At 42.5% G+C, this 13,060-nt stretch carries 11 protein-coding genes and 4 tRNA genes; 9 read left to right on the top strand and 6 right to left on the bottom strand.

Translation table 11 applies throughout. From position 1 onward, the window contains the following. The first annotated feature begins 95 nt into the window (after positions 1 to 95). From RNZ41_RS08035 to RNZ41_RS08000, 8 genes are all read left to right on the top strand, one after another. Positions 96 to 1,517 carry an FAD-dependent oxidoreductase gene (locus RNZ41_RS08035; RefSeq protein ID WP_095356380.1) on the top strand — a complete coding sequence of 474 codons (1,422 nt, stop codon included), beginning with the start codon at positions 96 to 98 and terminating at the stop codon, positions 1,515 to 1,517. A 148-nt stretch (positions 1,518 to 1,665) separates the two neighbouring features. Then, positions 1,666 to 2,205, top strand: a complete 540-nt coding sequence (locus tag RNZ41_RS08030) for a tyrosine-protein phosphatase (RefSeq protein WP_282849088.1) — start codon at positions 1,666 to 1,668, stop codon at positions 2,203 to 2,205. A gap of 43 nt (positions 2,206 to 2,248) precedes the next feature. After that, positions 2,249 to 3,691: a lipopolysaccharide biosynthesis protein gene (locus RNZ41_RS08025; protein WP_314027035.1), complete on the top strand. Its 1,443-nt coding sequence runs from the start codon at positions 2,249 to 2,251 to the stop codon at positions 3,689 to 3,691. Positions 3,692 to 3,878: 187 nt separating this feature from the next. Further along, a complete protein-coding gene (gene nadA, locus RNZ41_RS08020) occupies positions 3,879 to 5,015 on the top strand; it encodes a quinolinate synthase NadA (protein WP_219330906.1) in 1,137 nt (378 codons plus the stop codon). Between the two features lie 152 nt (positions 5,016 to 5,167). Next, positions 5,168 to 5,244: transfer RNA gene (locus tag RNZ41_RS08015), tRNA-Pro, on the top strand. A gap of 62 nt (positions 5,245 to 5,306) precedes the next feature. Beyond that, a tRNA-Arg gene (locus RNZ41_RS08010) sits at positions 5,307 to 5,380 on the top strand. Positions 5,381 to 5,411: 31 nt separating this feature from the next. Continuing rightward, positions 5,412 to 5,487, top strand: a tRNA-His gene (locus RNZ41_RS08005). Positions 5,488 to 5,748: 261 nt separating this feature from the next. Continuing rightward, positions 5,749 to 6,291: a hypothetical protein gene (locus RNZ41_RS08000; RefSeq protein ID WP_314027034.1), complete on the top strand. Its 543-nt coding sequence runs from the start codon at positions 5,749 to 5,751 to the stop codon at positions 6,289 to 6,291. 147 nt (positions 6,292 to 6,438) lie between these two features. Here the strand turns inward: RNZ41_RS08000 and nagZ are convergent, their stop codons facing one another. The 5 genes from nagZ to RNZ41_RS07975 form a co-directional block, all read right to left on the bottom strand. Continuing rightward, positions 6,439 to 7,479 (bottom strand): beta-N-acetylhexosaminidase, encoded by a 1,041-nt coding sequence (gene nagZ, locus RNZ41_RS07995; protein WP_144917231.1) that lies wholly within the window; start codon positions 7,477 to 7,479, stop codon positions 6,439 to 6,441. Between the two features lie 138 nt (positions 7,480 to 7,617). Then, on the bottom strand, positions 7,618 to 8,469 hold the full coding sequence (gene queF / locus RNZ41_RS07990; protein ID WP_159675986.1) for an NADPH-dependent 7-cyano-7-deazaguanine reductase QueF: 852 nt from the start codon (positions 8,467 to 8,469) through the stop codon (positions 7,618 to 7,620). Positions 8,470 to 8,498: 29 nt separating this feature from the next. Then, on the bottom strand, positions 8,499 to 9,272 hold the full coding sequence (locus tag RNZ41_RS07985; protein WP_007116373.1) for an ABC transporter permease: 774 nt from the start codon (positions 9,270 to 9,272) through the stop codon (positions 8,499 to 8,501). 1 nt (position 9,273) lies between these two features. Continuing rightward, positions 9,274 to 10,233, bottom strand: coding sequence for an ABC transporter ATP-binding protein (locus RNZ41_RS07980; RefSeq protein WP_007116372.1), 960 nt, complete (start codon positions 10,231 to 10,233; stop codon positions 9,274 to 9,276). Between the two features lie 149 nt (positions 10,234 to 10,382). Beyond that, positions 10,383 to 10,976, bottom strand: a complete 594-nt coding sequence (locus tag RNZ41_RS07975) for a c-type cytochrome (RefSeq protein WP_007116371.1) — start codon at positions 10,974 to 10,976, stop codon at positions 10,383 to 10,385. A gap of 279 nt (positions 10,977 to 11,255) precedes the next feature. On the opposite strand from RNZ41_RS07975, the gene RNZ41_RS07970 reads away from it, so the two are divergent. Then, positions 11,256 to 11,331 (top strand) — tRNA-Arg (locus tag RNZ41_RS07970). 24 nt (positions 11,332 to 11,355) lie between these two features. Here the strand turns inward: RNZ41_RS07970 and RNZ41_RS07965 are convergent. Next, positions 11,356 to 12,549 carry a hypothetical protein gene (locus RNZ41_RS07965; protein ID WP_065253751.1) on the bottom strand — a complete coding sequence of 398 codons (1,194 nt, stop codon included), beginning with the start codon at positions 12,547 to 12,549 and terminating at the stop codon, positions 11,356 to 11,358. Positions 12,550 to 13,060: the final 511 nt, after the last annotated feature.

Genomic DNA, 13,060 nt, shown 5'->3' with positions numbered 1-13,060 from the left:
ACTTAAATTTTAAAAGTTCGCTGTCAAGCAGGTCGGTATACAGTGAATCGCTGGATACCACTCACTTAGGAGCATTGCTTTAGGAGCATTGGGGCATGGCAAAACGATTACACAACGATTTTCAGTTTTTAGACGTCGCACGTGTCGACCCTTCAAAAAAAGACATTAATACCCGTACTCACGAGTTTGTTGAGATTTACTATCCCTTTGAGCAAGACAAGGTAACTGACCAAGCGCACCGCTGTCTTGAATGTGGTAACCCTTATTGTGAATGGAAATGTCCCGTTCACAACTACATTCCAAACTGGTTAAAACTGGCTACCGAAGGTCATATTTTCCAAGCGGCAGATTTATGCCACCAAACCAACACGTTGCCAGAAGTCTGTGGGCGAGTATGTCCTCAAGACCGTCTGTGTGAAGGGGCTTGTACTCTCAATGACGGATTTGGGGCAGTCACCATTGGGAACGTGGAAAAATACATCACCGATACTGCATTTGCGCTAGGCTGGCGTCCAGATATGAGCGGTGTGACTTGGACGGATAAAAAAGTTGCGGTGATTGGCGCAGGTCCTGCCGGTCTCGGCTGTGCTGACATATTGGTCCGTAATGGCGTCAAACCTGTGGTATTTGACAAACGCCCTGAAATTGGCGGACTACTGACCTTTGGTATTCCAGAATTTAAAATGGAAAAAAATGTCATGCGTCGCCGCCGCGAAGTCTTCGAGAGCATGGGCATTGAATTTCGTTTAAATACCGAGATCGGTAAAGATGTCACTATTGATGAGTTACTCTCTGAGTATGACGCGGTGTTTATGGGTATGGGTACCTATACCTATATGCGTGGCGGTTATGCCGGTGAAGAGTTATCTGGCGTGTATGATGCGTTAGATTTTTTAATCGCAAACGTCAACCGCTGCCAAGGTTGGGAAACGAACCCACAAGAGTACATCGACTTACAAGGTAAAAAAGTGGTCGTCCTTGGCGGTGGTGATACTGCGATGGACTGTAACCGTACCAGTATCCGCCAAGGTGCAACTTCTGTGACTTGTGCCTACCGCCGTGATGAAGAGAATATGCCAGGCTCACGCCGTGAAGTGCGTAACGCGCGTGAAGAAGGCGTACAGTTTTTATTTAACCGTCAGCCGATTGAAATTATCGGTTTAAACGGTAAAGTAACCGGTGTTAAAGTAGTAACCACTAAACTTGGCGAACCTGATAACCGTGGTCGTCGTAGCCCAGAGCCTATTCCCAATTCAGAAGAAATCTTGCCAGCCGATGCGGTGATTATGGCATTTGGTTTCCGTACTAGCCCTGCTGATTGGTTTACCACCCAAGGCATTGAGATGGATAATAGCGGACGGGTGATTGCACCTGAATTACAAACCTATAAGTACCAAACTAAGAATCCAAAAATCTTCGCAGGTGGCGATATGGTGCGGGGTTCAGACTTGGTGGTAACCGCGATTTGGGAAGGTCGTGAGGCCGCTAAAGGTATCCTAGATTACTTGGATGTTTAAGCGTGAAACTTCTTTAGCTAACAATTGCTGTTAATTACGTCAAAAAACCCAATATCGATTGGGTTTTTTTACAGGTAAATTTCGGTGCGTTTTTGTCCACTTTGGGCTATTATGTCGCATAAATTCATCATACTACTAGGTCAATGACATGCCATTTGCGCAGCATTTTCGTCCCGCTACTTGGGCAAAATTACGGTGTCAACATGCCAATCTTTATCAAATCGATGAGCAGCTGTTTCGTAGTGAGCAGCTGACGCCCGATGATATTGGTATTATCCAGCAATACGGCATCAATACGCTTATCAATTTACGATTTTTTGATCGCGATGATAACGAAGAAAATTTAGCCAACTTACCGCTGACCTTTATCAATCACCCATTGATGACTTGGGCGATTAAGCCGCAGCAACTTGCTGAAATTTTGTATGATATTTTGTGGCACCAAGCGCGTGGCGACAAGGTGCTCGTGCATTGTTATCACGGCTCAGATCGCACGGGTATTACCGTTGCTATGTATCGCATTTTGGTACAAAACTGGACGATTGAGCATGCCAAAATTGAAATGCAGGACGGCGGGTATGGCTTTCACTGGATTTGGATTAATATCAGCAATTTATTGACCGAGAAAAAAGTGCAAGAAGTGCAACACGCTTTGTTAGCGCTACAACGCCAAAAGCCTTATTATTAGCCAACCTTAAAACCCATCAAGCGACATTAACTTTGGATAGCCTGTGAATATCAAACGACTGTTAGGTGAAACCATTATCTATGGTATCGGTGCGATTTTACCCCGTGTCATTACCTTTTTACTCAATCCGTTGTATATCAATTACATTGATAAAGAAGCCTTTGCTATCTTTACCAGCCTATATGCTTGGATTGCTTTTATCAATATTGTGCTCACTTTTGGTTTTGAAACATCTTATTTTCGCTTTTCAGGAGAAGATAAAACAGGCGCCGCCGAAAAAAATGTGTTTAGCACGGCGTTTTGGTTTATTGCCATGTTGGCAGGCAGTTTTTTGGTCATGGTGTTGCTCTTTAGCAATCCGCTATCAATCCTGATGGATTATGGCAATCATCCTGAATTTTTGCGCTGGTTTGCTTGGATTGCGTTTTTTGATGCGATTTGTACCATTCCGTTTGCTTGGCTACGTTATCACAACCAGCCTGTGAAATATTCGGTGGTGCGTGTGGTGTCGATTTTGATACAGACTGTGGTGGTTATTGCCCTATTTCGCTTTGTGCCTATTGAGGCTGCCAAAAGTTTCGGTTTGACCGAGCAAGTGGCGTATCCGTTCTTTGCCAATTTAGTTGCCAGTCTCGCCACTTTTATGATGCTGTTTCCAATTATCAAAAAAGTACGCTGGCATTTTGATAAAGCCTTGTTCAAACGTATGATTCGCTATTCTTATCCGGTCATGCTGGCAGGGTTGGCGTTTATGGTGAATGAAAACTTCGATAAAATCATTCAATATTATATGATTGATAAAGGCGATGCGGGGGCATACGGTGGCTGCTATAAATTGGCGGTATTAATGACTTTGTTTGTAACGGCGTATCGGATGGGGATTGAGCCTTTTTTATTCAAACAAATGCACCACGCCAATGCCAAACATACTTATGCGATGATGACAGAGTACTTTGCTTTATTTGCATCGGTGGTGGCGCTTGGGATTATTGCTAATATTTCATGGCTCAAACGGTTATTTATCACCGATCCCAGCTATTGGACAGCGATTAATATCGTGCCCATTATCGTCATTGCGAACCTATGTTTTGGGATTTATTACAACTTATCAACTTGGTATAAGGTAACTGACCGTACTGGGATTGGCTCAGCCATCTCGTGGCTTGGGGCGGGGCTGACTATTTTGCTCCATATGCTGTTTTTAAAACAATACGGCTTTATGGTGTCGGCATGGGTGACGCTTTTTGTTTATTTCCTCATGATGGTAGTATCGTACGCGCTTGGACAGCATTTTTATCCGATACCTTACCGAACCAAAAAAATCGTTTTCTTTTTGGGCACGCTGATGCTGTTTAGCGTGATAATCGTCAGTGCTTTTCAAATGAATTTTTGGTTATCCAATACCTTATTACTGGTCTATATTGGCTTAATCGGCTATAGCGAGCGCGCGCTGTTAAAACGTTTGGTAAAAGCAAAAGCGTCATGAATGAACCTTAATAAGATTTTAATGGGTCACAGTATTTAATTTAGCCAAATTACCCTTATATCAGTTACTAGTCGCCATTGATTCACCTTGTGCAAAAAAGTTTGCTATAGTAACAGCAGGAGAATCAATGAATTGCTACTTACCTGTGATAGACATGGGTAAGTCATCTCATGAGAAGGAGTTTTTCATGCAACAATCAAGTACGCCACAAGCAACTACACAGCTAGCCAATCCTCTATTAGCGAATAATGAGCAACTAGTAGCAGTGTCCGCCAAAGACATTGTCAAACAACATCTCGATAAACTCGGTATACCCCAAGATATTGAGATTGACGATGCCGAATTTGCAGAAAAAAAACAGCGCATTGCCGATTTGTTAAAACAGCATAATGCCACGTTGATTGCTCACTACTACACCGACCCAAAAATCCAAGCAATTGCCGAAGCCACTGGCGGTATCGTGTCGGATAGTTTAGAGATGGCAAGGTTTGGGCGTGATAGTGATGCTGATGTGCTGATTGTTGCAGGCGTCAAATTCATGGGCGAGACCGCTAAAATCCTAAGTCCTGCAAAAACGGTATTAATGCCAACCCTAGAAGCTACTTGCTCACTAGATTTGGGTTGTCCGATTGAAGACTTTAGCGCGTTTTGTGACCAGCATCCTGACCGTACTGTGGTGGTGTATGCCAACACCTCAGCGGCTGTTAAAGCGCGGGCAGATTGGGTGGTGACATCGAGTATCGCGGTTGAGCTCATTGACCATCTAGACAGCCAAGGTGAAAAAATCATTTGGGCACCTGACCAGCATTTGGGGCGTTATATCCAGCAAAAAGTGGGCGCAGATATGCTACTGTGGGATGGCGCTTGTATTGTGCATGAAGAGTTCCGTAGCCGTAGCCTAAAAACTATGAAAGAGATGTACCCCGATGCGGCGGTGCTAGTGCACCCTGAATCACCGATTGAGATGACCCAAATGGCAGATGCCGTGGGTAGCACCAGTCAGCTGATTAAAGCGGCGCAAACCCTACCGCACAAGATGTTCATCGTCGCGACCGATCGCGGTATTTTTTATAAAATGCAGCAAGCCGCGCCAGATAAGGTGTTTATCGAAGCGCCGACGCGTGGGGAAGGTGCAACCTGTCGTTCATGTGCGCACTGCCCGTGGATGGCGATGAATGATTTAGACCAAATCATCCATGCACTGGAGAAAGTAGGCACGCCTGACGCCGTACCGCACGAGATTTTTGTTGATGCGCAGCTAATCGAACAAGCTAAAAAACCCCTAGATCGTATGCTCGCGTTTGGCGCCACGCTCAAAAGATAGGCGTTAATAACCATAACCTGTTTTTAAAATATTGAAAAAAGTCGTTGACAGCCTAACTAACTTGCTTTAATATACGCACCACTTAGCGATGATAGCCTTTAAGCTCACCATTGCTAAGGTGTTGAAGTAACAATTAAGCCTAGTTAGGCAATCGGAGTGTAGCACAGCTTGGTAGTGCACCTGGTTTGGGACCAGGGGGTCGAAGGTTCGAATCCTTTCACTCCGACCATTTATCTTTTACACTTACCCAAGTTAAAAAGATGAATCAAGAGCCGAGCAGGCTTTTTTTATGCGCCTGTAGCTCAGTTGGATAGAGCACCCGCCTTCTAAGTGGGTGGTCACAGGTTCGAATCCTGTCAGGCGCGCATTTTGCTAGTCTGTAAAACCTACCTTATGGCGGATGTAGCTCAGTTGGTAGAGCCCCGGGTTGTGATCTCGGTTGTCGTGGGTTCGAGTCCCATCATTCGCCCCATATTCTAAAAAAGCCCTTAATTCAATGAATTAAAGGCTTTTTTTATGCCTTATCTATTTATCGCGTTTGCAAATTTGTTATAAAAAACAACGTTTGGGCTACACTTTTTTAGGATGAACAATTATCTACTCTATATACTAGGGTCATATAGTGTACTAGAAGATAAGCTCGTAAAGATAAATTGCCAATAGCGTAACTTTACCTGATAACAAACCTAAAATAAAATCGCGTGAGACCCTGAATATGATACGAAGTACAACGATGTTTTATCAACTTGCTATGACCAGTGTTGCGATAAGTGGCTGCATAGTTGTCAATACAGCCCAAGCGACTACTAGGCCGCCAAAATCACCTTGGCAATCGCATGCGTCACTCAAAAGTAGCCAAGTTAGCCCAATTTATCAACAACAATGGCGACAATCTGATTATAAATATTGCCCAATTTTAGCCATTGCTAATCATTCATCAGTGAATGTTAAAACTGCACAATCACGCGCTGCCAATTTTTCAGGTGGCTTTGCAGTGGCGTATGATTTGAAGAACTATAAAGGCAGGCCTTTGCGCAGTGCTTACGGCGTAGCCAATGCCGGTACGACGTCTAAGCGTGACTTGTATGGGGGCTGGGCCTATCATAAAAACTATGCCGATGGCAGTTATGTGACGCTTGGGCGAGAGGGCAATAACCCACAGGGTAAAATGCTGGCTTACCTAGTGCTAAACAATGGCTGTTTTTATAACATTTGGAGTCAGTTAAGTAGTGAGCATTTGCAAAAACTGATTGGCCAATTACGCTATGTCAATTGATGAATCAAAAAGTAGCTAAAAAAATAGCTATGAAAAAGTAGCCATAAAAAAAGCAACGTTGCCGCGTTGCCTTTTTTGAAAGGTGCTTTTTTTCGAATTTGTTTTTTTTGAATTCGATTTTTTCAAAGTGGCTTGTTTTAACAAAAGTCATGCAAAGAAATTTTCTAGCACCTTACGCTGACTGCTTTGCCAATGTGACCAGTCTTTGGCTGAGTCAGCCAGTGAGCCCCGCCAGCCTTTGATATTGCCTTTCATGGTAGATAACCGATGTTGGCTGGTGGTATTGAGCAGTGTCGGCTGTTTTTGCAAACGCTCAAGCGCGACCAAGGCAGCAGGGCGGTCATTACACAATAGTCCCATATCGCAACCTGCTATTAAAGCAGCCGCAATACGGTCACCTGCATCGCCTGCAACATGTGCCGCTTTCATCGACAGGTCATCGGAGAACAATACCCCATTAAACCCTAGTTTGCCACGGATAATTTGCTGCAGCCAAATCGATGAAAACCCTGCAGGTTTGTTATCAACTGTGCTAAATACCACATGAGCGGGCATGAGTGCATCCAGTAGCGGCTTGTTGCGAATAAATGGCTGCATATCGTATTGGCGAATCTCATCATAACTGCGCTCATCGGTGGCATCATCCACATGAGAATCCGGTGCAACTGAGCCGTGACCGGGAAAATGCTTGCCCGTGGTTGCCATTCCAGCAAGCTTCATGCCTCGCATAAATTCAGCAGATAAGGCAGTGATTGCAATCGGATGGGCGTGAAACGCGCGATCCCCAATCACGCGGCTCACCCCATTGATATCAAGTACAGGCGCAAAACTAAAATCAATCCCAACTGCTAGTACTTCGCTTGCCATCAAATAGCCCGCGCAATAAGCCAGATCAAGCGCAGTGATCGGGTCATGCTCAAACCTTTCACCAAGTTTACCCATCGCAGGTAGCGGCGAAAAACCCGCGCGCAAGCGAGCGACACGTCCACCTTCTTGGTCAACGGCAATTAGAATATTGGGCTTGATGGCACGCATACTATCGGTCAGTTCGCGTACTTGCTCAGGGCTTTCTACATTGCGTCCAAACAAAATCACGCCGCCAACTTCCGGTTGGCGTAGCAGTGCTTCATCTGCTAGGCTAAGCGCTGTGCCTTCAATATCGAGCATGAGTTGACCGACTGCTTGCATGCGGTAATCCTTCTGGGTATTGCTTGCCGCCAACTACTAGGTAAACTTAGTTTTAGGCAGGAAAATTTTGAAAAACATAGCATACGCTTTTTTTGATAAAAATGCGACTAGCTTACTGGCGATTATTATTAGCGAATATTACTGACGGTTGAGCCGTGATGGTGACGGCAACAAACTGACATCACTCACCCGACAAGGATTGATATCAATCCCGCCACGGCGTGTGTACCATGCGCGTACCATGAGCGTTTTTGGCGCAAAGGCTTGGGTTAAATCACTAAAAATCTGCTCCACGCATTGTTCATGAAAGCCATTATGCTGACGAAAGCTCAAAATATACTCAAGCAGTCCTGCGCAGTCAATTTGTTGGCTATCTATCTGAATCTCCAGTGTTCCCCAATCTGGCTGATTGGTGACAGGGCAGTTTGAACGCAGCAGATGCGAATGCAAGATTTGTAACTGGCTATCAGAGGCGCCTTGATGGGCAACGGTCAAACTTGAAGGATCGACATCACTGACAATGGCGATTTTTTTATCGCTACTATCCAACGCGTTATCAATGCAGTCACCCTGTGGCGCGCTGATGGGTAAGCTATTTGCGATGTTTACTTCAAAAATCTCAAGCGTCACATCGGTTTTTAGACAAGCCGATAAGTCTTTTTCCACCGTTGCTTTAACAGCTTGTTGATTGTCAAATTCAGTGAAATTTAGGCTATTAAAATACAGTTTGAGCGATTTTGATTCGACAATATAGTCCGATGTGGCAGGGATGGCAAGGCGCGCCATTGCCACCTGTGAAATGCCTTGCGAATTCAGCCAAGACATCTCAAAAACCTGCCACCAGTCCATGCCAATACTTAAGGCGTCAGCAGGCAGCGCTAGGTTTGCTCGTCCTAATGCGCGGGGAATGGGGTAGAGCATATCGGGGGCGTAGGTTTTTGGATAGCTGGTGGATTGACCCAAAATACCGTGAGTTTCAAGTGGTTTCATATTTTTTTAATTTAACTAAGTTATCTAAGTTATAAACGAACGCGTGAGCCATCTGCTAAAAGATAATACGCAATGCCATAAAATATCGCGGTAAAAATCCCAATCGCCACCAAAGATGACCATACATTGACATCTGAATGACCCAAAATACCATAGCGAAAAGCATTGACCATATAAACAATGGGGTTGAGTAGCGATATGTTTTGCCAAAATCCTGATAAATCTTTAAGTGAATAAAACACACCGCCCAAATATGTCAAAGGTGTCAACACAAAACTGGGTACGATGGAAATATCATCAAACGAGCGCGCAAATACCGCATTAATCATACCGCCCAGCGAAAATAATGCTGAGGTCATCACCACAGTAAAAATCGTGACAAATGCATGCACCAGTGATAACTGAGTAAAAAACAACGCGAGCACCGTCACAATCGCGCCAATGGTCAATCCCCGAAACAAACCGCCTGCGATAAAGCCCAGTAAAATGGTATGTTTAGAAATCGGACTGACCAGCATTTCTTCGATATTACCATGAAACTTGGTGGCAAAAAAACTCGATACCACATTGGAGTAGCTATTGGTAATCACCGACATCATAATCAAGCCAGGCACGATAAACTGCATGTAGGAGACACCGCCCATATCGCCAACCCGAGAGCCAATCATTTTACCAAAGATGATAAAATACAAACTCATGGTGATGGCAGGGGGCAACAGCGTTTGCGGCCAAATGCGAAGAATTCGGCGGATTTCCTTGACTAACAAGGTGTTAAATGCGACCAACTGGTGCTGAAAATCCATGTTAATTCTCCAATTTTTCAGTCAAATTATTTTCAACAATCCCCAAAAACAGCTCTTCAAGGCGATTGGCTTTGTTACGCATACTGGCTACCTGAATATTTTGAGCAGTTAACTGGGCAAAGACGTCATTTAGACTGTCGCCTTTTTTGAGTGTGACTTCAAGGGTCAACGGGTCTGGCTGCTTGGTTTTTACCACATTGGTTAACGCAATGCGTGCGGGATAAGGTTGCGCCAAATCAAACACAAAGCTTTCCACATCAAGGCTGGTAAGCAAACTTTTCATATCGGTATTGATACGAATTTCACCCTGGTCAAGGATAGCAATGTTTTTACACAGCTGCTCAGCTTCTTCTAGGTAATGGGTGGTTAAAATAATGGTCGTACCTTCTTCCGTGTTAATTTGCTGCATAAAATCCCACATCGAGCGGCGCAGTTCAATATCCACCCCTGCAGTCGGCTCATCCAAAATCAGCAGTTTGGGACGGTGCATTAAAGCACGCGCAATCATCAAACGGCGTTTCATGCCGCCAGAGAGCATACGCGCTTTGTCATCGCGTTTTTCCCAAAGACCCAATGCTTTAAGCAGTTTTTCGGCACGCGGGCGAGATTCCTTGGTAGGTATACCAAAATAACCTGCTTGGGCAATCAAAATATCTTCGATTTTTTCAAACTGCATAAAGTTAAATTCTTGCGGCACCACGCCTAAGAACTGCTTGGCTTTGGCAGGCTGTTTAAGCAAATCTACCCCAAAAATTTCTACCGAGCCTGAGCTGGGTTTAAATAGCGAGCTGATAATACCAATGGTGGTGGATTTACCCGCACCATTGGGACCAAGTAGGGCAAAAAATCCACCTTGGGGTACGGTCAAATCAATGCCTTTGAGTGCAGCAAAACCATTTGGGTAGGTTTTGGTAAGCTGGGAGATTTTTAGAGCAGGGATGGTAGTGTCAAAATTTGCCATAGCAATGCAGGTTCTGGTTAAAGGTGAGACCTTAATGGGGATGGGTTGGACAGTTTAAAGATTTGAATGCACTAAGTTAAGTTAAATTATATCAATGATACAATTAAAAAAGCCTATCAGTTGATAGGCTTCATCTGGACTAAAAATGACTATTTGGATTGAGACACCATATAATCAACCGCATTGGTCACTTCCACATCTAGCAAATCAGCGTTACCGCCTTTGGCTGGCATGGCATTAAAGCCTTGTAGCGCGTGTTGGTGAAGGGTAGCGGTACCTTTAGCGATACGGGGACCCCAAGCGCCTTTATCACCAAATTTTGGTGCACCTAACAGACCTGCAGTATGACAAGTATGGCAAACACCTTCATAAATTACTTTGCCTTCACGTGGTTTATCTGGATCAGCGGCACCCAATGCAGCGGCAATAGTGATATCACACTCTTTACCTTCAAAACAAACTTTACCTTGTGGGGCAATACGTGCGATTAGATTTGGGTATAATGCAACCAATTTTGCAACTTGAGGTGGGTCTTCAGGTGCTTTTTCTGCTTCCTTTTTTGCGGGAGCGGCAGAGGATGCAGGGGCTGAAGCAGTTGCAGTACTTGAGGCTGTCGCGGTACTTGAAGCGCTAGCGGTAGCTGATGCCGCTGCAGGGGCACTGGCTTTATCCTCAGCTTGGCTGACAGCGATACCCGCAAGACTTAGCATAGTAACCGCTGATAACATCACTACTTTTTTCATTCGTCACGTTCTCTCAAACAGGTGAATTAAATTATCGTAATACTTTTAAAACGGACAATATGAGCCATTAGATTGCTCGATTGTATCCGTTGATGCGATAAATGTTACACAGATTTATTTTCCATACTATTATAAGGGAAAATTATCTGAAAAAGCTATGCTTATTTGATGTGTGCTATCAACTTTGCCGAGCAGTTTTTAGCAGTAATTTTGATGATTTGCTTATTGTACGAAAAGTTTGCTAAAATAGCCCACTGCTTTTTTTCAATCCCAATCAAAGCGTTCGTAGCTCAACTGGATAGAGTACAGGTCTCCGAAGCCTGTGGCGTGGGTTCGAGTCCCGCCGAGCGCACCATTCTTAATGCCTAAATTATTGATTTCATGAGGATTCTGATTTATTCATGTTTTTATGGGTACTTAGTAGGGTACATGGCACATAATGGTAATTGCTTAGTTTATCATTAGGAAGATTATAATTATAAATATAATACCCAAAAATTTGCTTTGACAGAAAAGCTCTCAGTTTTTTCTTTTTGCTATTTCTCATTCTAGGCTTAGGTTCATTAGCTTTCAAATTTTTATAATAATTATCAACAGCCTTTTGAATCGCTTTCTTTATCGTAGTCCTTTCTTTTTCAATAATTTCATCCAGTTGTTTTAACGTTTTTTTATTGAACTTGATAGGTGTTTTATTCTCTTTTTTTCGTTTAGCTTCCTTATGTTTCTCCCATGAAGCATGCAGTTTTTCTAAAACATTTTGCTGGAAGCTTTCTTGATATTTTTTGCCAACTTTAGCGCTATTGAGATACATTCTCTCTCTTGGTGTGTTATCTAGGAGATTAAGTGATAATAATATATGTGCATATTTACCATCATAATCACTGTCTGTAGGCTTGTAAAAATTTAATAAAAATTTTTCTCCATCCCTTCTTTTATAAGTATAGATCCAATTTAGCAGAGCAGTATTTTTTCTATTAATCCAACGAAATTTTATATATCTCTTTTGGAAATCATTCCATTCTGATTTAGCGATATCAAAAAATTTTAGCCAATTTTTTTTATAGTCCACTACATCTACAGGATAAAGTTGTAAAACTGGTAATTCATCTATTTTAAAAATACCCTCCTCTATTTCAAAATAATGGGTTTCAATAATTTCTATAATTGTATTTTTAAGCTCATGAGTTTCAAGAATCTTAAGCTCTATCCCTAATTTTTTCAAATGATAGAGTATAAAAAGCTGTATCTGAATATTGCTGGAAAACCACTTGAAATTTTCACTCGGTATGAAGTGTTCCATCCAAGCCTTATATAATTCTTGCCATGCGAACAAAATACCATTTGTAACATTTTTTTCAAAATTTCTGTAAATTGCCTGTTCGAAAAGTTTCCTATGATTTAATGGCGTAGATAACGAATATGTATTTTTGTTCATTCCGTAAAACTTTCTATGTATCCAATTTAACTCCCTTTCAGGTAATTTGCTCAAAATTACCTTTAACCTATCAAGCTCAGCAAGTCGCCTTTCTCTGTTTAACATGAGTTTTTCTCTTCTTGTTCCGTCTTGTTCCACCTTTTAGCTCCTAAAATTTATTCATAAAACATTAGGGTGATTTTGATTGATATTCGCTTAATAGTAGTTCATAAGGGCTGGAAAACGCAATATAAATTTCAGCCTGCTTCAAATTTTGGAAGTTTATGTTAAAGAGTAGTAAGTAGCAAAGGCATATTCTTTTGACACTATTTAAAATCTCAAGTGTTTATAGCGCCAATAATTCAACCCATGTAAAGAAAGCATAAGGAGCTTTGGTGCTATTTGGAGTGGTAATTTTTTTGAATCCGAAAGACAAATGTCATAAATTTGACATTTAAAAATTGGCTAACTCCATTATTTCGCAACTTGCACATTCTCTTGTGAAACTAAGGGCTATGATTAAAGTTTTGCGGGAAATTACTGAGTTTATGGGTAATATTGTGAATTAGGTGTACATTTATTTATTAATATGAATATCACTGAGAGGATTTAATAGGGTTATGAAGCAGGTATATATTTATTAATCACTGATAGGATTTAGCTGATTGCT

The sequence above is a fragment of the Moraxella sp. DOX410 genome, from assembly GCF_032248735.1.
GTDB classification, from domain to species: Bacteria; Pseudomonadota; Gammaproteobacteria; order Pseudomonadales; family Moraxellaceae; genus Faucicola; species Faucicola tetraodonis.
This window is presented reverse-complemented; position numbering and strand designations above follow the sequence as displayed.